Source organism: Paenibacillus sp. FSL R7-0312 (genome assembly GCF_038004445.1).
In the GTDB taxonomy this organism is placed as follows: domain Bacteria; phylum Bacillota; class Bacilli; order Paenibacillales; family Paenibacillaceae; genus Paenibacillus_AQ.
The window spans coordinates 1-23,126 of the sequence record NZ_JBBORE010000002.1; the positions used below are offsets into that span (position 1 = coordinate 1).

23 protein-coding genes and 1 pseudogene are annotated in these 23,126 nt (G+C 52.7%); 16 read left to right on the forward strand and 8 right to left on the reverse strand.

What is annotated here, in order from left to right; all coding sequences use genetic code 11:
• Window positions 1–327: 327 nt before the first annotated feature.
• The 3 genes and pseudogenes from MKX70_RS33535 to MKX70_RS33145 form a co-directional block, all read left to right on the forward strand.
• Window positions 328–411: pseudogene (locus MKX70_RS33535) on the forward strand (DUF1835 domain-containing protein); the annotation flags it as partial.
• A 9-nt stretch (window positions 412–420) separates the two neighbouring features.
• Window positions 421–897, forward strand: a complete 477-nt coding sequence (locus MKX70_RS33140; protein WP_340841729.1) for a DUF3658 domain-containing protein — start codon at window positions 421–423, stop codon at window positions 895–897.
• Window positions 898–968: 71 nt separating this feature from the next.
• Window positions 969–1,259, forward strand: a complete 291-nt coding sequence (locus tag MKX70_RS33145) for a hypothetical protein (protein ID WP_042233062.1) — start codon at window positions 969–971, stop codon at window positions 1,257–1,259.
• Here the strand turns inward: MKX70_RS33145 and MKX70_RS33150 are convergent.
• The gene (locus tag MKX70_RS33150) at window positions 1,251–1,910 is read right to left on the reverse strand and encodes a sensor domain-containing protein (protein WP_340841730.1); all 660 of its coding nucleotides are present in this window, start codon (window positions 1,908–1,910) and stop codon (window positions 1,251–1,253) included. The two genes, MKX70_RS33145 and MKX70_RS33150, sit on opposite strands and share 9 nt — an antisense overlap.
• 200 nt (window positions 1,911–2,110) lie before the next feature.
• Here MKX70_RS33150 and MKX70_RS33155 point away from each other — a divergent pair, with 200 nt between their 5' ends.
• From MKX70_RS33155 to MKX70_RS33165, 3 genes are all read left to right on the forward strand, one after another.
• Window positions 2,111–2,989, forward strand: a complete 879-nt coding sequence (locus tag MKX70_RS33155) for an AraC family transcriptional regulator (RefSeq protein WP_340841731.1) — start codon at window positions 2,111–2,113, stop codon at window positions 2,987–2,989.
• Window positions 2,990–3,102: 113 nt separating this feature from the next.
• On the forward strand, window positions 3,103–3,834 hold the full coding sequence (locus MKX70_RS33160) for a ThuA domain-containing protein (RefSeq protein WP_039309665.1): 732 nt from the start codon (window positions 3,103–3,105) through the stop codon (window positions 3,832–3,834).
• 363 nt (window positions 3,835–4,197) lie between these two features.
• Window positions 4,198–4,890: a copper homeostasis protein CutC gene (locus tag MKX70_RS33165; RefSeq protein ID WP_340789847.1), complete on the forward strand. Its 693-nt coding sequence runs from the start codon at window positions 4,198–4,200 to the stop codon at window positions 4,888–4,890.
• A 232-nt stretch (window positions 4,891–5,122) separates the two neighbouring features.
• Here MKX70_RS33165 and MKX70_RS33170 read toward each other — a convergent pair whose 3' ends face one another.
• Window positions 5,123–6,835: a helix-turn-helix domain-containing protein gene (locus MKX70_RS33170; RefSeq protein WP_340841732.1), complete on the reverse strand. Its 1,713-nt coding sequence runs from the start codon at window positions 6,833–6,835 to the stop codon at window positions 5,123–5,125.
• 146 nt (window positions 6,836–6,981) lie between these two features.
• Window positions 6,982–7,986, reverse strand: coding sequence for an ABC transporter substrate-binding protein (locus MKX70_RS33175; RefSeq protein ID WP_052416012.1), 1,005 nt, complete (start codon window positions 7,984–7,986; stop codon window positions 6,982–6,984).
• Window positions 7,987–8,335: 349 nt separating this feature from the next.
• Here MKX70_RS33175 and MKX70_RS33180 point away from each other — a divergent pair, with 349 nt between their 5' ends.
• Both MKX70_RS33180 and MKX70_RS33185 read left to right on the forward strand, forming a co-directional pair.
• Window positions 8,336–9,391 carry an SPFH domain-containing protein gene (locus MKX70_RS33180; RefSeq protein WP_340841733.1) on the forward strand — a complete coding sequence of 352 codons (1,056 nt, stop codon included), beginning with the start codon at window positions 8,336–8,338 and terminating at the stop codon, window positions 9,389–9,391.
• Window positions 9,388–10,395 (forward strand): sugar kinase, encoded by a 1,008-nt coding sequence (locus MKX70_RS33185; RefSeq protein WP_340841734.1) that lies wholly within the window; start codon window positions 9,388–9,390, stop codon window positions 10,393–10,395. The genes MKX70_RS33180 and MKX70_RS33185 overlap by 4 nt, the downstream gene beginning before the upstream one ends.
• A gap of 117 nt (window positions 10,396–10,512) precedes the next feature.
• Here the strand turns inward: MKX70_RS33185 and MKX70_RS33190 are convergent, their stop codons facing one another.
• Window positions 10,513–11,076, reverse strand: a complete 564-nt coding sequence (locus tag MKX70_RS33190; protein WP_340841735.1) for a hypothetical protein — start codon at window positions 11,074–11,076, stop codon at window positions 10,513–10,515.
• A gap of 256 nt (window positions 11,077–11,332) precedes the next feature.
• Between MKX70_RS33190 and MKX70_RS33195 the strand changes: the two genes are divergently transcribed.
• Complete coding sequence (locus tag MKX70_RS33195) at window positions 11,333–12,241, forward strand: L,D-transpeptidase family protein (RefSeq protein WP_340841736.1); 909 nt, start codon at window positions 11,333–11,335, stop codon at window positions 12,239–12,241.
• Window positions 12,242–12,305: 64 nt separating this feature from the next.
• On the opposite strand, the gene MKX70_RS33200 is transcribed toward MKX70_RS33195, so the two are convergent.
• The gene (locus tag MKX70_RS33200) at window positions 12,306–13,286 is read right to left on the reverse strand and encodes an N-acetylglucosamine kinase (RefSeq protein WP_340841737.1); all 981 of its coding nucleotides are present in this window, start codon (window positions 13,284–13,286) and stop codon (window positions 12,306–12,308) included.
• Between the two features lie 201 nt (window positions 13,287–13,487).
• Between MKX70_RS33200 and MKX70_RS33205 the strand changes: the two genes are divergently transcribed.
• From MKX70_RS33205 to MKX70_RS33215, 3 genes are read left to right on the forward strand one after another with little or no spacing between them, the layout of a single operon-like run.
• Window positions 13,488–13,796: a hypothetical protein gene (locus MKX70_RS33205; RefSeq protein WP_340841738.1), complete on the forward strand. Its 309-nt coding sequence runs from the start codon at window positions 13,488–13,490 to the stop codon at window positions 13,794–13,796.
• 57 nt (window positions 13,797–13,853) lie between these two features.
• Complete coding sequence (locus MKX70_RS33210; protein ID WP_340841739.1) at window positions 13,854–14,339, forward strand: hypothetical protein; 486 nt, start codon at window positions 13,854–13,856, stop codon at window positions 14,337–14,339.
• A gap of 19 nt (window positions 14,340–14,358) precedes the next feature.
• On the forward strand, window positions 14,359–14,910 hold the full coding sequence (locus tag MKX70_RS33215; protein WP_340841740.1) for an RDD family protein: 552 nt from the start codon (window positions 14,359–14,361) through the stop codon (window positions 14,908–14,910).
• A gap of 92 nt (window positions 14,911–15,002) precedes the next feature.
• Here the strand turns inward: MKX70_RS33215 and MKX70_RS33220 are convergent, their stop codons facing one another.
• Genes MKX70_RS33220 through MKX70_RS33230 form a run of 3 tightly spaced genes read right to left on the reverse strand, consistent with a single transcriptional unit; the run spans window position 15,003 to window position 18,155 of the window.
• Window positions 15,003–17,348, reverse strand: coding sequence for a carboxypeptidase-like regulatory domain-containing protein (locus MKX70_RS33220; RefSeq protein ID WP_340841741.1), 2,346 nt, complete (start codon window positions 17,346–17,348; stop codon window positions 15,003–15,005).
• Window positions 17,338–17,682: a hypothetical protein gene (locus tag MKX70_RS33225; protein ID WP_042233091.1), complete on the reverse strand. Its 345-nt coding sequence runs from the start codon at window positions 17,680–17,682 to the stop codon at window positions 17,338–17,340. Before MKX70_RS33225 ends, MKX70_RS33220 begins: the two co-directional genes overlap by 11 nt.
• On the reverse strand, window positions 17,679–18,155 hold the full coding sequence (locus MKX70_RS33230; RefSeq protein WP_445323733.1) for an RNA polymerase sigma factor: 477 nt from the start codon (window positions 18,153–18,155) through the stop codon (window positions 17,679–17,681). The genes MKX70_RS33225 and MKX70_RS33230 overlap by 4 nt, the downstream gene beginning before the upstream one ends.
• Window positions 18,156–18,726: 571 nt before the next feature.
• Between MKX70_RS33230 and MKX70_RS33235 the strand changes: the two genes are divergently transcribed.
• From MKX70_RS33235 to MKX70_RS33250, 4 genes are all read left to right on the forward strand, one after another.
• Window positions 18,727–19,482: a YjgB family protein gene (locus MKX70_RS33235; protein ID WP_340789817.1), complete on the forward strand. Its 756-nt coding sequence runs from the start codon at window positions 18,727–18,729 to the stop codon at window positions 19,480–19,482.
• 314 nt (window positions 19,483–19,796) lie between these two features.
• The gene (locus MKX70_RS33240) at window positions 19,797–20,951 is read left to right on the forward strand and encodes a winged helix-turn-helix domain-containing protein (RefSeq protein ID WP_042233095.1); all 1,155 of its coding nucleotides are present in this window, start codon (window positions 19,797–19,799) and stop codon (window positions 20,949–20,951) included.
• Window positions 20,952–21,037: 86 nt separating this feature from the next.
• Window positions 21,038–22,327 (forward strand): MFS transporter, encoded by a 1,290-nt coding sequence (locus MKX70_RS33245; protein ID WP_042233097.1) that lies wholly within the window; start codon window positions 21,038–21,040, stop codon window positions 22,325–22,327.
• Between the two features lie 85 nt (window positions 22,328–22,412).
• Window positions 22,413–22,988, forward strand: a complete 576-nt coding sequence (locus MKX70_RS33250; RefSeq protein WP_042233100.1) for a histidine phosphatase family protein — start codon at window positions 22,413–22,415, stop codon at window positions 22,986–22,988.
• Window positions 22,989–23,126: the final 138 nt, after the last annotated feature.

Here is a 23,126-nt window from a genome sequence, read left to right on the forward strand (position 1 = left end):
CCGCGTAGGCCAAATGTAATCGAAAAACCGAACACAATTGGACTGGGTGCACCGCGTAGGCCAAATGTAATCGAAAAACCGAACACAATTGGACTGGGTGCGCCGCGTAGGCCAAATGTAATCGAAAAACCGAACACAATTGGACTGGGTGCGCCGCGTAAGCCGTGCGTTTATCGCAGTGCCAGACGTATTTTCACAGAAAACTGGGCAGCAGAATAGACTTTTTTGGTTGACGGAAAACGATGGAGACTTTAGCTATGTCCCAGAGCATCTGCTTGCGAAAATGGTAGAGGCAGTAAAGAATATTCCAGAAAGTAAACCATTGTCATTTGGTGCGCGGATAACGCACATGATCAGACAGGCTTACGTTTCGTAATACATTTGTTGAGAGATCGAAAACAGCCAGTTAATGTTGTCAATGTGACAGAACTCTTTAATGCTACTGGGCTTCATTACAAAGAAGGATTAAACCCCTATTTTAGTGGTTTAATCGATCGAGAGCATTTTCAGGAAATCGTAAAAAAGAATTATGAAGGTGCTCCTCTTGATCCTAACCAAAGAAAAAGGTATGAATCAGAATGGCTAATGCTCTCGAATGAAGATCATGTGCTCCGTTTGTGGAAAGAAGATTCTGTTATAGGCACTGATGAAACTGCTCTGGACGAAGTGATAATAAGGTCGGTCATTGAACTAAAGCAAGAACAAGATGAGAACGGGTTTATCAAGGCGGGGATTGTCTTCGCGAGAGTATGTGATACGTCGCACCAACTTGTAGGGTACTCATTTATTACCAATAGAATATGGATCTTAGTTAACCAAGGGGTTTTAGAGTTTAGCGGACTGCCAAGGCCCTTGTATCAGTTCTCTGTTAAACTTGGCACCCGTAGGTTGAGCTAACGGATAATGATAGCAGCATGACAATAGGCAGCCAAAATCATTGGCTGCCTATTGAATAGAAGGAGGTCACTATGAAAAAACCATTAATTCGAAGCCTGATTGTAGGACTAATATTTGCATTTGTTTATTATGCTATTCAGATTATTCGCGGGATGTATCTTTCAAAGAAATATGTTCCAGACATTGTAAATGAGTATACGACTATGGATTATCTACAACATAAAATAACATTTGGACATGAATATAGTTCAATGTGGAGAATAATTGAATTCTCCAGTCTAATGCTACTTGGAATAATTGTATATTTTACTTGGAGAATATTGAGAAATATAACCACTAAGAGTGACAAATCATTACGCTAATATTTCGAGCGGAGCTTTCACATCCTGATGTGTTCCAGAGATCATGTTGATCCAGGCAGTATACAAACGTCCAAGGCCCGATAGCAGTAGCGGCAGGATCAGCAGCAGTACAAATCCCATTCCGCATACGATCCAGGAGCGTTCGTCCGGTGTTGTATCAGACAGGAACACGAAGACGTCCGGGTCCAGCATATTCTGGTCAAAGGAGAATACGGAAGAACTGACTTTCTGGACTACAGGTGACAGGACGGCACTAATGGCAACCGAGGGCAGGGCAAGAGCAAGGGTAAATCCCAGAATACCTGCGGGCAGCTGCAGTATGCTGTACAGAATTCCCCGGTACGACTGGCCTTGGCGAAGCTGGTATCCTAATGTCCGCAGACCTTCCCAGCGGAAGGCAGGCGGATGGTCTGGCATAATTAGCTGCGCGGCTCCCCCTTTACCATGAGACCAGGCTTCAGCAGCCTTCTGTTCACTGATCATCATCGTGCGGCACCAGGTTAGTGTCAGGGCCAGCAGAGGCAGCCCAACCCATATAATTACCAGAGGCAGACTTACACATAGGCCTGTAACGGCAATAACAAAAGCGATAATTCCTTTAGGCAAAGAAAGCATGAGCATTTTCCACGCATTTATACTTCGTCGTAACATCAGGGCAACCCCTCTCCAAATTTTACCTTCTTCAGTATAAAGGTTAAATCCATACAATACACGCACCCGGAGGCGGGAATAATACTGGTCTTTGGTCTAGTGCGGCTCTCCTTTACTTTAAGGTGGCATGGGCAGGCATATTTCTCTAAAATGAATATAGAGTGTGCAGTGATCAATATCCCGGACAAGGAGCCGCGCTTATGAATATCTATCTGGAAATTCCGGATGTGGACAAGCATTTTCCGTTTCGCAGCCTGGTCTGCGGAGGAGATGATCTGACCTATCCGCATTGGCATAAAGAAATCGAAATTATCTATGTAACCAAGGGAAGCCTGAATCTGGGAATCAATGATGTGCCGATCCGGATGGAGCAGGGTGAAGTGCAGTTCATCAACGGCGGAGATGTGCATTATTTCCTGGCGTCAACGGGCAGTGAGCGGGTAGTGATACAGTTTGATCTGAATTTCTTTCAGGAGGTTGCAGCACTGGGAGGCAATGATTATCCGCTGCGGGATATGTTCATGGAGATGGAATTCTCCAGTTCAAAGTGGCCGGAAGGGGCTGCCGCCAGTATAAAGGCTCTGATTGAGAGCATTTATGAGGAGGATACACAGCGCCGGGAAGGCTACGCTTATCTGATTAAGGCCAGGATGTTTGAAATGCTGACGGTTATTATGCGGGAGGTGCCGAAGAGCAGGGTCAAGAAGCAGCCCAAGTTCTCAGAAGACACGCTGTCCCAGTCCAGAGAGACGCTGGAGCGGCTGGAGCGGATCTTCAGCTATGTGGAGCAGCATTATCAGGAAGCGATTACACTGAATGAGGTGGCCGGATACATGGGCTTCAGCCCGTATTATTTCACCAAGCTGTTCAAGAAGAATACGGGGATGACCTTTGTTGCGTTTTTGACGGAATACCGGCTGAATAAGGCCAAGTGGATTCTGCTCAACGAAGACCTGCCGATGTCAGCGGTAGCGGAAGCGGCCGGTTTCGGCAGCGGGAAGACCTTTCACCATTTATTCAAGGAAGCTACGGGGATCTCTCCGCTTAAATACCGCAAGACAATATCCGGGAAGAATTGAGCAAGAATGCAGGAAGAAAGCCTGCTTGCGGATTTGTATGATAGAGGTATAAAAAGTAGTCAAAAATTAAAATTAACCGTAAAATTCACCTTTGAAACAGGAGAGTGTCCATAGTGACCAGAGTAACCGTATGGAATGAATACCGCCATGAGCGGCAGGAAGAACGAATCCGCCAGGTCTATCCGAATGGCATACATGTACAGCTGGCCTCTTTTTTGAGCGCAGCGGGACTGGATACAAGAACGGCAACGCTGGATGAGCCGGAGCATGGCCTGACAGAAGAAGTGCTGAATAACACTGATGTACTGGTATGGTGGGGGCATGTTGCCCATCAGGAAGTGAGTGACGAGGTAGTGAACCGGATTCATAAGCGTGTGCTGGAGGGGATGGGGCTGGTGGTGCTGCATTCAGGCCACATGTCCAAAATCTTCATCAAGCTCATGGGCACAAGCTGTGATCTGAAATGGCGTGAAGCCGGGGAGAAAGAACGCCTCTGGGTGATGGAGCCCAGCCATCCGATTGCCGCAGGCATCGGCGAATATATTGACCTGGAGCAGGAAGAGATGTACGGGGCGCACTTTGACGTGCCTGCACCGGAGAGCCTGATCTTTGTCGGCTGGTTCGAAGGCGGTAATGTGTTCCCGAGCGGATCAACGTACCGGCGCGGCAGCGGGAATATTTTCTATTTCCAGCCCGGCCACGAGTCCTATCCAACCTATTACAACAAGGAAATTCAGCAGGTTATCATCAACGGCGTGAACTGGTGTGCTCCGGTCAAGCGTGATGTTCCGGTGTACGGCCATTCCGAGGCACTGGAGCCGATTAGAAGCACAGTAGGTGTATAACCTCTAGCCTTGCAGTCGATAGAAAAGTTACCCGTCAGACCTAACGGTTTGGCGGTTTTTTGTGCTGCTGCGCTTAACGGATACAACAATCCTTAAAAATGCTTCAGTATAGGGAGGTTCGAGTAGCACTACGTACAACATTTTCATTTTGAGGCTGGCCTTCACAAATTTGGATGGTGAACATTTCGATGCATCAGCCTGCGGAATCCTTTATACTGAATGAAATTTATTGGATCGTGGAAGAGGCTGATGATATGTGGCGGTGGAACAACTAGAGGCAGCGGGCGGCTGGGATAGAAATGACCGGGCGCGGCGTGGATGATTAGGAACAAGATAAAACAAGGAAGGGAAGGAGCGTGAATTATGCTGCTAGAGGTCATAGCCACGACAGTAAGTGATGCAATCACAGCAGAACGTTATGGAGCGGACCGGATCGAGTTGATTACCGGGATCCGTGAAGGCGGATTAACACCCAGCCTAGGGCTGATTGAAGCTGTGCGGGAGGCAGTCAGTATTCCCGTAAGAGTGATGGTGAGGCCGCATGCATATTCCTTCATGTATGACCCATCCGACGCAGAAACGATGCTGCGCGATATCCGCCACATTGCCGGGATAGGCGGCTTATCCCTGGTTATGGGTATGCTCCGCAGTGACCAGACTGTAGATGAAGAACTGCTAATCCGGCTGCTTGATGCTGCGGACGGAATGGAGGTTACGTACCACCGGGCCTTTGATGAGGTGCGGGATCAGCTTGAGGCCCTAGAGGTTTTGAAGCGGTATCCGCAGATTACGGATATATTGACCTCCGGCGGCAGTGCCGTAGCTACTTCGCCGGAGGGAATGGCACGGATTGCCGTACTGCAGCAGCTGTCTGCAGATACTCCGCTATCCATCCTGGCCGGCAGCGGCTTAAACGCTGCAAGCCTGAAGGATTTCCTTGCCCATACCGCAGTCAGCCGGGTACACTTCGGCTCAGCAGTCCGGTTGGACGGTGATCCGCTGAAGCCTGTTGACCCCCGGCGGCTGGAAGCTGTCCGCAGGATACTCCAGCCATAGAAGAGGTGAGCTTTGGCACTTTGACATAACGGACGTTGCATGAACTGCGCAAAGAGCAGAAGCTGGAACGGAGAGCTGAAATGGAGCCGGGCCGCAGGCGGCCGCACTATAGAACTGCCGGAAGCGAAGCCGGCCTGGGCATTCTGTTGCTGAAAATCAAGGACTTTACTCCTGAAGCGGCAAAATAAACATTTGAGCTGTAGAGAGGCGGCAACCTAAGCCACTGCCCGGGCTACCCGCCCGCTCCCCCCAGCAGCCTGGGCAGCAGGGTCAACAGCCGCTCGCGGGTCAGGGCATCGCCGGAATTCCATTTGGCGCCGTCGAGCATATAGACGCGGCCCTCCTGTACGGCGGGCAGGCTGTTCCACAGCGGCGTCCGCAGCAGCTGCTCCATGGCTTCCCGCGAGTCCGGGCGCTCCGGGATGAGCATGAAGACGCGGTCCCCCGCGTAGCTGTGCAGCTTCGCCGGATCAACCTCGCCGAAGCCAAGCCCCTGGTCCAGCAGGCCCTTAATCTCTGCCGTCGGCTGCAGGCCGCCGGGAGCATACAGGGCCGTGGACAGTCCGGTCATCGCCATAGCGAACAGGCGGTTGCCATGGTCGTAGACCAACGCGGAGGCGGTTTCTCCCGGCTGGAGTCCCTCTGCGTACAGACGCTGCCACATGGCAGCGTTTTTGGCGTGATAGGCCTCCAGCCAGGCTTCCGATTCACGCTGCCTGCCGAGCCACCCGCCAAGTATCCGCAGCCGCTGCTCGAGCGGCGCGAACGAATCGAAGGTGAGGGTCGGGGCGATACCGGAGACGCGCGTATAGGCGCGCTCGTCCGAATTCGCGATAATAATCAGGTCAGGGCTGATCAGCCGGGTCAGCTGCGGGTCCAGCGGGAAGCCGACATTGGCCAGATTCTTGACCCGGTGCTTATAGACGCTGTTCCGGGCGAAGGCCTCATCGCCTCCGGCAGGCTTGACTCCCAGCGCCAGCAAATCTCCCAGTGTCTCCCCGTGGTAGACAATCCGCTTCGGCCGCTCCGGAATTTCCACTTCATGCCCCGTCCAATCCTTGACGGTAACTTTGCGCTGCTGGGCCTGGGCATACTGCCCGGGCGTGACTCCCGTCTTCTGCCGGAAGCGGCGGCTGAAGTAATATTCATCGGAGAAGCCGACCAGCCGGGCGATTTCGCGCAGCGGCTCGGCCGATTCCTGCAGATAGTTCTTGGAGTGCCCGATGCGCAAATCGGTCAGATAATCGAGCGGCCGCTTGCCGGTCAGCTTCTGGAAGATAGGGGTGTATTGCCAGGGAGAGACCTGTGCCAGCTCCGCAAGCTGCTTCACCGTAATGCTCTCCATATAATGATCCTGCAGGAATTGGATCGTACTCTCCACGGATTGCGCGGGACTGGGCAGCTGGCGGGTGGAGTAATTATGTTCAAACAGCAGGAGCAGCAGCTCCTGGAACTGCAGCTGCTGTCTGAAATACTGGAGCTCGTCCCCGCTGCCCGGGTTCGCAAGCAGCTCTTCCGCGAGCCGGATCACCCGGGTGAAAGGGTGGACGATTAGCTCTTTCCGGCCCGGCAGCAATTCAGCTGTATGGGAAGCAGGGGAATCTCCAGCCGTAATAGCGGCAAAGGATATCAAATAATAGTATAGTGTCATTTCTGCGTTATCCGTACTGTAGGAAGTTCCGGGGGACAGCAGACAACACTTGTCTGCATGTACTGAAAGGGCCGGCTGCTCCCCGATACAGAGCTCACCGCGGCCTCCGGTAAAGATCAGAAGTGTATGCTGACCGGCAGTCTGCACAGCGGACACAGTGTTGGCACTCTGGATTACCAGCTCAATGCCCTTCAGCTGAAACAGCAGGGAGCGGAGCGGAACCGCCGGCAGGGCCGGAGCCGCTGCGAGTGCGGAGGCAGGGGGGAGTCCCGGATTCAAGGCATTCTGTCTCAAGGCTCAGCACTCCTTTCAGGGCAGTTGAATTTAGATGTATATTGAGAACGATTATCAATAAACCTCATTGTATATAAAATAAAGCAGCTTATCAACATTAGTTGATAAGCTGCTTTTAATATTCGTCCTGTCTGCATGCGTAATCGTTACTTATTCAGCATGGCGGGGATTTCACCCAGCAGCCATTCTCTGGTGGCGGCATCACTGGAGGTTTTCATGATGTCCTGTGTATAGACATAGCCGTTCTTAACAGCCGGCAGGCTTTTCCAGACTGCACTCTCCAGCAGCTTGTCGGTCGATGCCTTGGCTTCGTCAGCTACCGGCGTCAGAAGGAAAATACGGTCCCCTGCGTATTCCTGGATAACCTCCATCGAAATCTCCTGGAAGCCCATGTCGGCGTCAAGCACCTTTTGGATCGCCGGAGTAGGCTTGAATCCGTTCTCCCCATACAGTACCTGCGACAGGCCGGTTGTAGCCATTACAAACAGTCTGTCGCCCGGATAGTAGGTGAAGACTGCGGCAGTTTCGCCTTCCTTCATGCCTGAAGCTTTAAGCTGGGCCCACATGGCATCTTCCTGTGTCTGGTACTGGGCCAGCCAGGCTTCTGCTTCTGCCGTCTTGCCCAAGATACCGCCGATTTCCTGCATCCGTTCCTTCAGCGGGGCGAAGGTATCGAAGATAATCGTTGGAGCGATTTTGGACAAGGCATCGAAATCAGCCTCTTCAATTCCGGCATAGATGATCAGATCCGGCTGAAGCTCAAGCGTCTTCTCCAGGTTGATCGGGAAGCCGACATCTTCTACCCCGGTCAGCTTGTCCTTGAACACCTGGCCTTCAGCCATGGAGAGCGGATAGCCGATGGCCTGTACGCCCAGGGCAATCAGATCGCCGTAAGTTTCCCCGGAGTAGATGATTCGCTGCGGGTTCACAGGAATCTCAACCGTATGGCCTTTGTAATCGGTGTAAGGGCGTGTTGTGGCTGCCGGTTCTGAAGTAGCTTCTACGGTTGGAGCGGCGGTTGCAGCGGTATTGCCGGCAGCTGTGTTAGCCGCAGCGTTGCCTTCATCATTCTTGCTGCTGCAGGCGAGCAGTAAGGTGCTCATCAGGAAGATGATGCACAGGATAGCGAAAGGTTGTCTTGCCTTGTTCATTGTAAGTATGCCTCCCATGTGTATACCGATTACCAATAATGATAATCATTCTCGTTTAAATTATCATAGAGGATAACCCTTCGTTACTCAATGGACAAAACCCAAAGCGGGAACTCGAGTTTGTGCAAAAGAAGAATGCCGCCATTCAGTCAATATTCAGTTTGGGTTGTAATGATGCATGAAATCCGTCCCTTCCGCAGGTCTTCTTAGGTGTGGGGAAATATAGCGGATTTTAGTTATTAACATATTGATAATATCATCAAAGTCTGCTAAGATGTTGTTAATAACAAATTAATAATAACATTAAGTTAATATCAATCTCTAAAATAAACAGCAGGAGGTAATGACCATGTTCGGATTCCGCTTCGTAAAGTTCCAGCCCAGTGAATATGTCCTTAAGGTGAAGAACGGTAAGGTAGTGCAGGAAGGTGTAGGACTTTCTTTCCATTATTACGCGCCTACGACCTCGGTTGTAGTGGTGCCGGTCTCTTCGATTGATGTACCGTTTATGTTCGAGGAAATTACGGCTGATTATCAGACGGTGACCGTGCAGGGGCAGCTGACCTACCGGATCGTGGATTACCGCAAGACTACACAGATTCTTAACTATACGTATAATCTGCGGAAGAATACCTACCTCTCCGATGATCCGCACAAGCTGGCCCAGCGGGTGATCAATATCGCCAAGGTGCTGACCAAGAAGCAGCTCGGGCAGCTGCCGCTGAAGGAAGCCATTCAGTCGAGTGAACGTCTGGCTAAGACAATTACGCTCGAAATCGGACAGAGTGCGGAGATAGAGAAGCTGGGCATCGAGCTAATGGGGCTGTCCATTCTGGCGATCGTGCCGAATAAGGAAACGCTGCGCGCGCTGGAGGCGCAGGCCAGGGAGGAGATTCTCCGCAGCGCCGACGATGCGCTGTATGAACGGCGCAATGCCTCGATTCAGCAGGAGCGGCGTGTGAAGGAGAATGAGCTGAATACGGAGATCGCCGTGGAGACGAAGAAGCGGCAGATCCGCGAAACCCAGCTCGATGCCGAACGCTCGGTGAAGCAGAAGCAGAACGAGATGAAGGAAGAGCAGCTCAGCTTCGATACTGCGCTGGAGGAGAAGAAGCAGGAGCTGATTGAACTGACGGTGGCGAATCAGAGAGCGGAAGCGGATGCCAAGGCCTACGAGTTGTCGGCGGTGATGAATTCGCTCCAGGGCGTAGCACCAGGTGTACTTCAGGCACTGACGAATGTAGGCATGAATCCGGATAAGCTGATTGCCATCGCGTTCCAGGAGCTGGCTGAGAATGCCGGGAAGATCGGGCAGCTCAATATTACCCCGGATCTTTTGCAGGGAATTATGGCCGGGTCGCCGGGTAACGGGGCGGGCGCGGTAAGAGGAGGCAACGGACGATGAGCAGCCCGGTATCCGAGAACAAGATTATTCTGATCAAACGCAAGACGCGCCTGGAAGAACTGGTGGTCCGCTACAATACGATCCAGCAGGCCCAGTTCTATATTGAACGGCTGGGGGCCGATTTCAGCGATTATCTCAGCGAGGACTTCACTTACCGCAAGGCGGTAGAGGCTGCTGTAACCGAGCTGAGCGCGGTAGGCCGGCTGCAGCTTCTGGACCGGCAGCATGTGCCTAACTTTATTTTTGGAGAGCGGGATACAGTAGTGGTGCTGGGGCAGGATGGTCTGGTCGCCAATACGCTGAAATACCTGCGGGAGCAGCCGCTGATCGGTGTGAATCCGGATCCGCAGCGCTGGGATGGTGTGCTGCTGCCCTTCACGGTTAAGGACCTGCGGCAGCTGGTGCCGGAGGTCCTCCGCAGCCAGCGGCAGGTGCGCGAGGTTACACTTGCCAGGGCAGAGCTGAACGACGGACAGAGCCTGTACGGTGTCAACGATCTGTTCATCGGCCGCCGGACCCATGTCTCGGCCCGTTATCAGCTTGAACTGAACGGCACGCTGGAGCAGCAGTCCTCCAGCGGGATTATTGTCTCCACCGGCATGGGCTCCACCGGCTGGCTCAAAAGCGTTCTCGCCGGAGCAGCGGGAATTGTCAGCCAGGCGGCACAATGGCAGGCAGCGGAACAGGTGACGGTAAATGCAGGCTTGGAAGCACACGTGTCTGTAGATGGGGGCAGACCGCAGGAAAGCGGCGGGGTGCTCAAGCTGGCCTGGGATCATCCGGAGCTCTACTTTACGGTACGGGAGCCTTTTCCCAGCCGGACGACTTCGGCCGATCTGGTATTCGGCAGGATCAACAGCCGTATGCCGCTGCGAATTACTTCGCAGATGCCGGAAGACGGGGTAATCTTCAGCGATGGAGTCGAGAGCGACTACCTGGAATTCAACTCCGGCGTAGAGGCGACGATTGGTCTCGCGGAGAAGAGGGGACGGCTGGTAGTCTAACATGCATATGTATGAATGCCGAGGCGCAAAGCGCAGATACAAAGAAGGGGTTCTCCGCGTGCCGCTGGTATGGCTGAGAGAACCCCTTTTGTCTTGAACCGCGTAGTCCGGCGTATATTACTGCTGGAAGCTGCGTCCCTGATTCATCATAGAACCGTAGGAATGGTTAGTCTGCATGGGTGTATGCAGCGGCTGCGGGCTAAATGAAGAGTTAATTGAAGCGTTAATTGGGCTATGCAGTGAATTTACCGGCTGGCTATTGGAAGTGAAGGACGGGCTGAAGGAAGAATTATATCCTCCAGAGCCTGTGCTGAAGCTTTGATTGCCAGAGTTACCAGTGCTGAAGCTTGGGATTCCTGTATTGAAGCCCTGTTGTTCGGTATTAAATCTTTGAATACCACCTGTATTGTAGCCGGCAGTCTGCGGAATCTGCTCCAGCTGTCTGATTAACTGCGAGACCTGCTGCAGCTGCTGCATAGCGGTCTGATGGCCCTGCAATGCCTGCTGAATCATCTGAATGGCCTTATTGCTGTGCTGGCTGAGCTCCTGCAATTTGGCGGCATGCTCCTGCTCCTGCTGCAGAAGCTGCTGGTAATTCTGCGTGCCCTGCTGGGTCTGTGTCATCAGCTGCTGGATGATTTGTTCGCTTTGGCTGATCTGGCTGGAATGGTTTGGATTCAAAGTAAGTGGCCTCCTTGGCGGGTGCTGTAATGGTCATGCGGGCTTATTATCTCTGGCGGAGGCAGTTAATATTCATCCTCATGAAACCGCACGCGAAGCACCGCTTGAACGGTTACAATTGTGCAAACTCTGCTTCAAATCCGCAGGGACGAGTTGATAAGAATAGGTACATGCTGCTGTGCAACTAATGCGGCAGACTGGCGTCTATGTAGAAAAGAGTTTCCAGAATCACCCATAACCTGGAGGTGGGGCAACCATGAATCTGCGTGAGCGTATCAGCCTGACTACAACTTATGTTCCAAGGAGCATCAAGCTTATGTTTGTGTTCGCAGTGCTGTTCACAGCATGCTTCACAGGATCAGCCGCAGCAGCGTCATCATCATCCTCAGATCTGATTATTGTGAACAAAAAGACGAATAAGCTGGCCTATTTCAGCGCCGGTAAGCTGGAGAAGGTTTTTCCGGTCGCTACCGGCAAGACCAAGAGCCTGACGCCTGAAGGCAGCTTCAAAATTGTGGTCAAAATCAAGAACAGACCCTATTACAAAGAAAAGATTCCCGGAGGCGATCCGGCCAATCCGCTGGGCGACCGCTGGCTGGGGCTGGAAGTGAACGATACCTACGGCACGACCTATGCCATTCATGGCAACAATAATGAGGCCTCCATCGGTAAATATGTCAGCGCCGGATGCATCCGGATGCATAATGAGGATATCCACTGGCTGTATCCAAGGGTAGCCAATAATACTCCCGTGATCATTACTACTTCAGGACTTGATATGGCAAGCATCGCAGTGAAGAGCGGCTATTCCGCGGGGCCGACGATGATTGCGGGCGTCTTTATCATCAATGGAGAAAAGCTGGAGGTTAAGGATTCTTTCCTGCTGGAGAATTCACGGGTATTCGTTCCGCTCCGCGAATCGGTTGCCCTGCTGGGCGGAACTTTGAAGCTGGAGGCGGGAACCGGAGCGCTTATCATTACTATAGGTGGGCACACCGCGGTCCATCAACCGCTTAGCGAAACAGCGAAGGTGAACGGCAAAACGGTGGCCATGCTGGCCTCGCGGAGCGTAAACGGGCGGTTGTATATTCCCTTAGGCAGCTTGACGCCGCTCTTTGGCCTTCCCGTCATATGGAATGCCAAAGAGGCGACTGTGGAGCTGTGAAGCGACTAAGCTAGAAGCTGCCAGATGGAAGGTCTGTTCGTAGCAATTACGCGCTGCATATATGTCATTGTGGCAGCTTGCTGCTATGCTGCAACCGGCTGATTATGTTTTCTGTGACCGGCCGGCCTAATTGCTCCATTGCATACAGGACAGCTCCTGCTTCGGGCGGGAGCTGTGGCGTTACCACCTTATACTGTTTGTTGGCCCCGTTCTTCAGTAAACTGCGTAATTCCAATTGAAAATACCTGCTGTTTGCCACACTGCCGATGAAGGCTACCGGGACGGTCTGCTGCGCAAAAGAAGAAGCCAGCAGCCCGATGCCCGTCTTAATCTGCTCTGCAGCTCTGCCGCAGACCCGGTCGGCGGTGGAGCTTCCGCGCTCCGCTTCTTCCGTAACTATAGGAGCAAATTCTCCAAAGCTTCTGTCCCGGGCTTTCCGGTCATCGTCAAACCCTTCACTTGCAAGCATGTACAGTTCAATGACTGAAGTGACATTCCAGTGTGCCAGCATCCGGGCGACAAGCAGCTCATCGCTGGAATCCGTGTGACCGGCCAGTATTTCAAAGACGGTATTATATGAGAGGAGCCGGGCGGCACTTGCGGCATAATGATGGAAATCATAATTGCGTAAATAACGTCCGTCTTCATTAATGGCAATAATGATGGAGCCAGTTCCCGAAATGACAATAATGCCGGGCTGCGCAAGCAGTGCTCCATAATGGGCGATAAGCGCGTCATTGACATGCCACCTCGGACAACTCAGCTCCGGAACCCCGGTGAGCGGCAAGATCCAGTCCAAATCCTCAGGCGAGTCGTAACCGGCAATCCCGGCAGCAATGCCGATGACCCTTCCGGGCTCGATGCCGCCGCGTTCCAGCGCTTCCATAATTGCGGACCGCACATTGTGCTGAGCAGCAGAATCCCGGTATGCGGAAGCGCTTCCTTTTTTACAATAAGCCAGTACATTCCCTTCGATATCAGCGGCTATGACCCGGGTATGAGTTCCTCCTCCATCGATTCCAATTACCACATCTGTTCGTTGCATTCTAGACACCTCTTCACGTTCTTTTCTACAGAATACTATAATCACTCCGGCGTTGGATATAACACAGGCAGATACTGCAAGGGAGAAATGCTCCTTCACGACAGCCGCTATACCGCCAGCTTGCGGTTGCTGAAGAAGGAATGACAGGATAAATATAGAATTTATAGAAGGATGATGGAAAACATTGATCTGGAGGACAAAATGAGTAAACTCGCAAGTTTTATGGCAGAAATGCTGCGTTTAGTGGTTCTGCTGGTTCTGACACTAGGTGTACTCGGGGGTGCGGAGCAGTGGATCTTCAAAATGTTATATGGATGGACCGGGTATTTGTATACTGCTGTAATCGGTAATTTTCTCCTGTTCTTTGTGTTATACCGGAATTATTGGCAGTTCAAGGGCTGGTACAAATCGGAGAAGAATCAGAAGCTGAAGCCGGTGTGGACCCGGGGTCTGAGTGCCGCTGCGCTGCTGCTGATTTTTGTTCCGTTTGCGGTACCGTTCTTGATGTAATTAGTTTTGTACAGAGGATGACGCATCTCCTGGAATGGTACAAGGGGGGGGAGAGCTTTGACCCGGAAATCATGGATAATGTCCGCAATAACAGTACTGATCGTAGCATCCCTGGGTTATGCATGGTTTCGTCCGCAGCATGTGGAGCGGGAGTACCCTAGTGTGATCTACTCCAATAATGAAGTCGTGAAGCATAGCGCAATCGGGCTGAAGGGTGAAGTATGGGGAGGCGTACCCGGACGAAGTGAGTTTACCGGAGAGCTTACACTGGATGGGGATCTTCATTATGATGTGAAGCTTAAGGATAGCGGCGGATACTATTTGGGAATTCTTACTGTCCTGGATGCAGACCGGTCACGGCGTTCGGTTGGCTCAATTATAGCGTCTCAGAAGCTGGATAAGTTCTGGATTATGCTGACCCATCTTGATGAGCGCTACGGACTTGCCGCAGGAGAGGGATATATCTCGGGTCCGGCTAATACGCTAGAGGAGGCCATACAGACCGGGAAGGATATTATGGGTTCGGCCTGGGATAGCAAGTAGAAGGCGGAGGGGGAACAGTATGGAGCAGCGGGTAGAGGAACAGCTCGATTTGGATGACTATGTAGGTTTTGGGAAAAGGGTACTGATCAGCTTCATTGATTTTCTGATTCTGGCCCTTCCTACGTATTTTTTGAACAGGTTTTGTGTCTCTGCCGCAGAGTCGGCGGAGTCGGCTTTTCCACTTTTTATTCAGTTTGTGCTGCTGATAGGCTTCAATATGTTCATGGTAGTCAAATATGGAGGCACTCCGGGCAGACTGCTTCTGGGGGTAAGAATTATTAATGAGGACGGCAGATATCCGGTGCTGAAGCAGGCTTTGATTAGATATCTCTTCTACATCGTTAACGGCTTTCTTGCGGTTATTGTGAGTCTGAACACTGAGGAATTATCTGCGGTTTCCAGCAGTCTGGCCAACTGGAGCCCGCTCGCCATGAGTTTGAATGTGTTCTTTGGCTGGGTCGTGGTCGCCGATTGCCTATTCGTGGCATTCACCCGGCGCAGCCGGGCGCTGCATGATATGATGGCCGGAACCTATGTGGTTAAAAAGAATGCACTGGACCGTCTTGTTTGAGCCAAAAGAATAGAATAAGCCAACTGCAAAGGGGATAGACCAGGCGGCGCTGCCGCTCCTGTCTATCCCCTTTGCCCTGCTCCGGAGGTGGATTAGCCCACCTCCAGAACGGCCTTCATGAACGTCTTAAGCGCGGAATCCCCGCTTTCTCCAGTCCATTCCCTGAGCTTCCCGGACCTTGCTGTATATAGCTCCAGCATCTGCTTCAGCTGCCGGTCAAAGAGCTCCGGCTGTCCCGTACGCTCTGCCTTCATCTGGGTTATCAGCTTCGCCCAGTTAACTGGGCTGGAGCCGGGACTATGCTGGGGATAATGCTGAGCAAGCTTTAGTACGGCATCGAGCGGCTGTCCCGCCGCCAGCTCTGCAGCCAGATAGCTGCCGGTGAAGCGGTGGCTGCCATCCTCCTCCAGTGAGGCGATGAATTGCCTGCGGGCTTCGTCCAATTCCCCCTGGTGCATCAGCGCGGTAGCGTTAATACCCAGATCATAGCTGTTCGGTTTCTGGTCACGCAGCTCAAGAAACCAGGAATAATAATGATTGTAGCTTTTCCAGTCGGACTGCTCATAGTAGTAAAGCGCCAGGTTGAAGACAGAGTCTGCAGTCGGACGCAGCTCTACAAGCTTCACTAGCAGAGGTATCGTTGCGGCTTCTAAGGATTTGTCTTTAGTATAGGAAGCCTTGGCTGTCATGAGATGAACCAGCATTTTGAGCGCATGATCATCCTGTGGATCTCTGGCATAGTCGTGGCGGTACGCTTCCAGTGCCTGTTCAAGCTTCTGCGCTTTAACCAGCTGATCGGCAGCGGTAAGACTGCGTGATTGTAAATAGAAGAAAGGCAGATTGCCGACGGTGTCCTCGTTCAGCCGGTAGCCATTGCTGCGGGTAATCACCCGCCCGGATACATCATAGGCTTCGATGCTCCACGAGAAGCGTCCGCTTGGATCGGCGAAGCCGAGCAGCGAGGAGGGCTCAACGGATTCCCAGCCTTCTCCGCTGCTGCTGGTGGAGAAACCGCCGCTGTTATACAGATCTGTTACAGGGATGGAAATCTTATTCCCCGTGATATGCTGGCGGATTACATAACTGAAGGTGCTGCCTTCGGCTGAGACTGTGCCGCTGAGACTGTAAGAGGCCGCATTCCGGACAGTCTCCCACTCGAATTCTACAGAATCACCTGTAAGGAGCTGCGAATTTACCGGTGACTTCAGCTCCAGCAAGGGCTGAAGGATAATATTATTAGTCAAACGGTCATTTGGTTTGATTTCGATCCAGTCATCCGCCTGCACAGGCCAGGTCCAGCCATCGATCTGCTCAAAGCTCAGGCCCAAAAATAACTGATAATAGCCGGGAATGACGCCTGAGAAGGAAAAACGGCCCTGTGCATCTGTGACGATTTCATACGGCTCCGAGCCATAAAACACACTATGACTAACTTCGCTCTCCGGCCGCAGGAAGATGCCTGCCCGGGAGACCGGAGTGCCGTCGCTGTAGGTTAGTGTCCCTGACAATGTGGCAGGAGCAGAGTTTCCTGCTTCCGCAGCAGCTGTAAGTGCGGTCTGCAGTGCAAGCAGCTGCCGCTGCATTTCGGAAGTGGGTTCACTCATATTCTCTGTAGCAGCTTCAAGGGAATCTTGAGCCGATGAAGGTTGCTCTGTGGAGCCCTGGGGGCTTAAGTCATTTCCTTCGTTCACTTCATGATAATTCTTGTCACGTGACTCCTGGTAACTCTTCAGACTGTTGTTCACCAGCTCCAGCGCTTCGCTGCACTTACCTTCTGCAAAGAGCAGCCGCGCACCAAGCCAGGCTGAACGGGCTTCATGTTCGTATTCGCCATCATGTACGGGGGAATGGGCTTGCTTCAGCAAGTCTCCTGCAGCCGCCCAATTCCCTGCGTTCAATGCCCTCTCAGCCTGAAGCAAAGCCAGCTCTCTGAACATAGAGGATTTACTGCTGATTCTGGTGCGTACTTCCGTAAGTACCGCATCCCCGTCATCTCCGGCACCCAGGACATCGTATTCATATACAAGCTGTTTAGCGGCAGTAAGCAAATAGCCGTCTATAGGGCCTTCTAGCATATATTCTCTCAGGAACCGGAGCTTATCTGCGGGTAGCAGCGGCAGTGGTGTTTCTTCGTTATTGTTCTGGCTCCACTGGCTAGAAGAGGAGCCGATATACACATTGAAATCATAGGGCTGTATCCAATTGCCTGGTTCAATTATTTTAGTGCGGATAAGCGTCATACGCTTGCTCCCGCTGCTGGCATCCAGCTTGCTCAGCAGCATTTCGCGTGCCAGAGTCCCGGTATCCGCTGTGGCGGAGGTTGCAAGCTGAACCGATGGCGCTGCTGCCTGTTGAAGAACAGCTGGTATTAGAATTAGCAGCGCAAGCGGAAGCAGCACGAACAGCACCAGCTGCTTGACCTTGATCCTAATTTTCATGGCTTCTCACCGCCTGTTCATAGATGTCTTTCCAGTACGTATTGCCGCCAGCTTCAATCAGTTCCCGCTGGCCCTGTACGGGCAGTGTACGGGCCCCATGTTCCGGGGGCCCGCTCTGCGGGTAGCAGAGGATCAGCGCACCTGCGATTAATAGCGCAGATAGCGCACCCAGTGGCTTGAGTGGAATTTCCAGCTCCTTATTCCATAGTGCCCGCAGGCGGGCCAGCGGTGCGGTAGGATGAGTCTGCTGCAGAACCCGTTCTTGTCCGCTGAAGGAGAGGCTGCTCAACTCTTCATCCAGACGGCGTTTGATGTGTTCTTGTTCATTGCTCATAGAACATGCCCCTCCTTCTCCAGAATCTGCTTCAGCAGTGTCCGTCCCCGGGATAACCGGGATTTCACCGTATTGTCCGGTAATCTCAACTGCCCGCTGATCTCACGGATGCTCATCTCATGGTAATAGTACAGCGTCAGACATTCGCGGTAGATGTAATCCAGACTTCTTACAGCTTCACTTAGCTGCAGATTATGCCATTCTGCTATAAACAGCTCTTCTGCGCCTGCGGAGGCGCCTGCTTCATTCTGTACCCAGGCCCCGCCCTCCGGCGCAGGAAAAATATTTCGCCAGCTCCATGTCCGCTGCCTCATCCGGCAGCGGTTAACCACGATGGCAATCAGCCAGGGTCTCAGACGCTGAGGGTCCTTCAGCTGCCCGATTTTGGCATAGGCCTGAATGAAGGTATCCTGCACGGCTTCCTCGGCAGACTGCCGGTCCCGCAGGAGCAGCCAGGCGGTCCGGAGCAGCATATCCCCATATTGCTCCATCAGCTGGCGGAGAGCGGACTCATCCCTGGCTTTGATTCTCTCTATAATATCCAGATGAAGCTCCCCTCCCTTTATTAGTAAGATGCGTGCTGCGGGAGGAAGGTTGCGTGCTGCAGGGAAATAATTCCTGAATTGAAGGGCTTGAGCAGCGAATTTGTTTTTCAATTGCAGAAAGTGCAATAGAAAACTCGTTTTTGGAGGCTGGAAAGCAATCTGCTGTATTTGATGCAACAGAATTTTGAGGAATGACTGTATAAGGGTGTTTTTCTGATTGTTGCCTGCAGAAAGTGCAATAGAATCAAATTCCGGGTGATTTTTAGGGAGTTCTATTGCTAAATGCAACAGATCCGGATTGCAGCTTTGGGGCGGGTAGCGGTAAGAGAAACGCTGCAACTACACGCGGCAGTATCAGTCCCAACTGGAACATGCCAAAAATGTTCTATAGAAGGGCGGCCTGAGAAGGAGCATCGTGCAACCTTTAGCGGGGGCACTGCGTCATAGGTTAACAGTTTAGATTGTAGAGGAAGTTCCCGAAAACGAAGGAGATGGCATCATGATCACATCATTCAAAACGATAGCAGGTATAATTCTACTTGGCGGAATGCTCAGTCTAACGGCTTGTAATTCCGGTAAGCCGGATGCGGTGAATACCGGCGGGGCGGCTGCGCAAGCCTCGGAGGCTCCGGCGTCTGCACAGCCGGAAGGGAGTCCCGCCCCTGGTGCGGGCACGGAGTCGGCTGAAGCTGGCGGCGGTGCAGCAACAGCTGCACCTGACGCGGCTCCTGCTGCGCAAGGCGGCACTGGCGCGGCCGCTTCACCTGCGGCTGCAGAGCCTGGCGCAGCGGCAGGAGCCTCGTCGGCTGCTACGCCGCAGGAGCTGAGCAAGCAGCTGAAAGAGCTGCTGCAGCTTGCCAAGCAGGGCAAGGTGCCCGGCGTGGAATATGCTGCACACAGTGGACTCATTGACGATGTGGAAGCAGCATGGGGAGAGCCGGACACCAAAGAATCGGCAGGCAAAGGCATTTATTCCACGTATGCCGGCAAGCACGTGGTATTCGGCTTTAACAAAGGCAGCCAAATCTTTGATGTGCGTTCAAGCGCCTCCGATTTACAAAAGCTGACGCTGAAGCAGATTGAAGAAGTCCTCGGCAAGCCGGACGCTACCTCAGTGAACGGCAGCGATGACATTTATATATACCAGGCGGGCAAGCAGTACCAGCTCAAGTTCATCATCCCGGATTTAACGGGTACCGTGGATCATATCTCAGTATTCTCCAAACAGGATTCCATCAACAATATGGCTGGTTAGAACAGCATCTGTAAGCCCCCGGATTGCGGCAGCTGCAGTCACATAGATAGCAATTTATGAAGAGTCCCTTCGCAGCGGCAACTGTGGAGGGACTCTTCTTGTTAACCGCAAATAATATTGCAGATAAGTACCTGCCAGCAGGCTCGGCTTCCGACGAAGTCTGCTGGTTACATGCTTCCCTACGCTCCCGATGAAGTTACGCCATCCCCGAACCGGCTGTCCCTCATGAATGCAGCTGCTGCTATCGTGCGCAGAACTTCTTGCTGATATAATCAGTTTATGGGTTGATCTGTAGAAAGAAGAGAGGCACAGCTATGCATCTGGAGTTGAACGAAAGTGAATATAAAGTATCTGCCGGCGGATTAACCATAGAGCTGCTGCCCAAGGAGTTTGCGCTTCTGCAGTTTCTGTACCGCAACAGGGGGAGGACCTTCAGCCGCGAGCAGCTTCTGGATAAAGTCTGGCCCATGGAGTATCCGGTGGAGCGGACTGTCGATGATCATATCTACCGGCTGCGGAAGAAGCTGCGCGGCCTTAGCGGAATCGACATCAAGACCATCCGCGGATTCGGATACAGTCTGGCTGTGCAGGGCTCTCCGGAGGGCGTAGCGATGAATCCGGCAACGAATGATCCGGAGCTGCGGAATACAATGAGTGAGGTATTCATGAAGTTTCATATCTACGGTCAGGGCAAATCGATGCTGACCCTCGCACGCCAGCAGGACATTCTCGGCTACGAGCTGGACCCGCATTATTCGATGGTCGTTCATTTCGTCCAGGGAGATTTGGAGTGGCTGATCTACACGGACGAGGTTCCGCTGAAGGACCGGCTTTTTTACCTCAACCTGTTCTATTTCTTCATAGGTGACCCTAAGGTGAAGATGGAATATGCCGAGCGTCTGATTGAGCGGAAACTGCTGAACCCCCCTGAACAGCTGGAACTGGAGATTCTGACCATGCTGGATTTGTACACCTTGGCAGGCCAGCCGGACAAAGCGCTGGAACGCCTGAAACGTTCCTATCAGGTAATATCCGAACCGGATTTTGAGAACTTCGTTCCGGCGACGCAGATTACGGAGCTGTTCATTCATCTGGTGGCGGGAACCGGGGATGAGCAGCTGGAGCGTATGGACGAAACCGTCAGCCGGACCCTGAGGGACAAGCCTTTTCTGCGGGAGATCGGCGGTTACAAAGTAGTAAAGGGACTCTGGGCGCTTCGGCGGGCACAGTGGGCAGAGGGAGAGAAATTGATCAATGAAGGATTGCAGGTGCTCGATATGTCTGGGTTTGTGCCGCTGCGGTTCTATTCGGTGTACCGGATCAACCATTTCTGCCGCATGTTTCTGGCCGGAAGTCCCTTGGGACGCAAATACGAGAGCCTGTTTACAGCAGAGCTTGAAGCGTTTGGTCTGGTAAGGCTGGAACGGGCACTCGAAAATCTGCTGCTGCCGCTGCTCGAGGCCCACTGATAATTCTCTGACAATTCTCCGTTACAGTAGGATCATGAATGTTTCGCACATTCAATGATATTACATGTAACCTGGAGGAATGTCAGATGGAGCTTTCAACGAAGCAGGGAACCAGCCTGCTGCATAACAAAACGTACATGCGCGTGTACAGCGCCTTCGCCACGGCAAGCTTCGGCGACTGGTTCGATGCACTGGCTATTCAGGTGCTGGTCGGCTACCGCTGGCAGGCCGGGCCGCTGATGCTGGCGCTTATTCCGGTGGCGCTGGCGCTGCCGAGCATTCTGTTTGGCTCGGTTGCCGGAGTAGCCGCCGACCGGCTGAACAAGCTGAAGCTGATGCGTGTCTGCGATCTGCTGACTGCGCTGTTGACTGTACTGGTGCTATTCGCCCCGAGCATGTTCTGGCTGCTGCCTTTGCTGGCGCTGCGTTCAGCGCTATCCATGCTGAATATGCCTGCCCAGCAGTCTTTGACCCGCAGCCTGGTCAGAGAGGACCAGCTGCTGCAAGCCTCGTCGCTCAATGGGCTGGTTAACCAGGGCTCCAAAATTGCCGGCCCTCTGCTCGGAGGTCTGGCGCTCGCTTTCCTTACGCCGCAATGGTGCATCCTGATCAATGCCTTGCTGCGCGGCTGCTCTTATCTGCTGCTGCTGTCCGTGAAGAACATCCGCACGGATGAAGATAACAGCAAACAGCCTGAGGCGCCGGAAGACAAGATTCCGCTGCATACGATGTGGCGGGAAGGCTGGAGCTTCATGCTGCGCAGCCGGATCCTGCTGAGTACTATGCTGTTCGGGCTGGCCGGGGCACTGGTGATTCAAGTGGTCGACTTCCAGTTCACCAGCCTGTTCCGGGTGTTTGCACCGGAGCGGGAATCCTTGCTCGGCTGGATGGTAGCCGCTACCGGAGTAGGAGCTGTGCTGATTATACTTCTCCTGAACAAGCTGAATCCGGAAACGGGATATAGCTGGAGGCTCGGCTCGGGATATGTATTGATTGGCGGTTCCATTGCTGCACTTGGATCGCTCCAGCCGGGCGCTTCGATAGTATGGGTTCTGCTGATCGGATTTGTACTGGGGATCGGAAACGGGGTATTTATGGTTACGTTCAATTATTGCCTGCAAAAAGAAACCCCGCCGCATATGACAGGCCGTATCTTCGGCATCCAGAACACCGTACTCAGCACGGTACTTATTATTGCACCATTGCTGGGTGGTCTGCTTGTCCAGTATGCAGGCCCTGCCCGTATTTTTATCAACACCGGCCTGCTGCTGCTCCTTCTGGGTCTGGCGGGTCTGCTGTTCGGGCGGCTGCTCTGGCCTGAGGCCAAGCTTAAGCTGGAAGGTGCACAGCCTGTAGCCGCAGTAGATCAGGGGTAGATTAAAAAAAGGCAGACAGTAAGTTTAAGATCAAGCCCTTCGGGGCTTTTTCTGCACTGCCACATTACATATTCAGGAGGAGCCAATGACGACATATATTTACATGGTGAGACACGGGGATTCACTCCGGACCGGGGTGGACGAATGGACGCGCGGCCTATCTGCAAAAGGGGAAGGGGATGCGCGCAGAGTAACAGCATGCCTGCGTAATGAAGGCATTAACACGCTGTACAGCAGCCCGTATATCCGGGCCATAGATACGATAGCCGATTTGGCCAAGGTACTTGGGCAGGAAATTACCCTTAAGGAGGACCTGAGAGAGAAGGTCTGGATGGAGGGCAACCGTCAGTTGGCTGATGAAGATTTGCTTCCGGCACTGCAGAAGATGTACGACGATCCGGACTTTGCCCTGCCGGGCGGTGAATCGAACCGCGAATGCCAGGCAAGGGCGGTAGAGGCGCTGCAGGAAATCCTGCAGGCACATGAAGGAGAAAGAATTGCCATTGGGACTCACGGGCTGGTAATGGCGCTAATGATGGGTTATTTTGCCCCCGGATATGATCTGGACTTCTTGCTAAAGACCACCAAGCCAGATATTTATGTCATGGCCTTCTCGGAAGGCCGGTTGACCGGGGTGGAGCGTCTTCTAGTTAAGGAATGAGCATGGAGAATGGCCGGAACAACGTCCCAAGCCGCGGATTGGCTGGGTGCGTTCTTTGGCGCGAGGGAGTAGAAATGCTACCTTTTCTACAACAATTTGAGATTGTGGACGATTTGATGCGGGGAATGTTGTAGTTTG

Bases quoted from the DNA above. Each gene is read 5' to 3' on its own strand.
- MKX70_RS33180 (WP_340841733.1), top strand. From the start codon at position 8,336: ATGTTCGGATTCCGCTTCGTAAAGTTCCAGCCCAGTGAATATGTCCTT.
- MKX70_RS33200 (WP_340841737.1), bottom strand. From the start codon at position 13,286: ATGCAACGAACAGATGTGGTAATTGGAATCGATGGAGGAGGAACTCAT.
- MKX70_RS33145 (WP_042233062.1), top strand. From the start codon at position 969: ATGAAAAAACCATTAATTCGAAGCCTGATTGTAGGACTAATATTTGCA.
- MKX70_RS33250 (WP_042233100.1), top strand. From the start codon at position 22,413: ATGACGACATATATTTACATGGTGAGACACGGGGATTCACTCCGGACC.
- MKX70_RS33185 (WP_340841734.1), top strand. From the start codon at position 9,388: ATGAGCAGCCCGGTATCCGAGAACAAGATTATTCTGATCAAACGCAAG.
- MKX70_RS33195 (WP_340841736.1), top strand. From the start codon at position 11,333: ATGAATCTGCGTGAGCGTATCAGCCTGACTACAACTTATGTTCCAAGG.
- MKX70_RS33150 (WP_340841730.1), bottom strand. From the start codon at position 1,910: ATGTTACGACGAAGTATAAATGCGTGGAAAATGCTCATGCTTTCTTTG.
- MKX70_RS33220 (WP_340841741.1), bottom strand. From the start codon at position 17,348: ATGAAAATTAGGATCAAGGTCAAGCAGCTGGTGCTGTTCGTGCTGCTT.
- MKX70_RS33205 (WP_340841738.1), top strand. From the start codon at position 13,488: ATGAGTAAACTCGCAAGTTTTATGGCAGAAATGCTGCGTTTAGTGGTT.
- MKX70_RS33235 (WP_340789817.1), top strand. From the start codon at position 18,727: ATGATCACATCATTCAAAACGATAGCAGGTATAATTCTACTTGGCGGA.
- MKX70_RS33225 (WP_042233091.1), bottom strand. From the start codon at position 17,682: ATGAGCAATGAACAAGAACACATCAAACGCCGTCTGGATGAAGAGTTG.
- MKX70_RS33240 (WP_042233095.1), top strand. From the start codon at position 19,797: ATGCATCTGGAGTTGAACGAAAGTGAATATAAAGTATCTGCCGGCGGA.
- MKX70_RS33215 (WP_340841740.1), top strand. From the start codon at position 14,359: ATGGAGCAGCGGGTAGAGGAACAGCTCGATTTGGATGACTATGTAGGT.
- MKX70_RS33155 (WP_340841731.1), top strand. From the start codon at position 2,111: ATGAATATCTATCTGGAAATTCCGGATGTGGACAAGCATTTTCCGTTT.
- MKX70_RS33165 (WP_340789847.1), top strand. From the start codon at position 4,198: ATGCTGCTAGAGGTCATAGCCACGACAGTAAGTGATGCAATCACAGCA.
- MKX70_RS33175 (WP_052416012.1), bottom strand. From the start codon at position 7,986: ATGAACAAGGCAAGACAACCTTTCGCTATCCTGTGCATCATCTTCCTG.
- MKX70_RS33230 (WP_445323733.1), bottom strand. From the start codon at position 18,155: ATGCTGCTCCGGACCGCCTGGCTGCTCCTGCGGGACCGGCAGTCTGCC.
- MKX70_RS33245 (WP_042233097.1), top strand. From the start codon at position 21,038: ATGGAGCTTTCAACGAAGCAGGGAACCAGCCTGCTGCATAACAAAACG.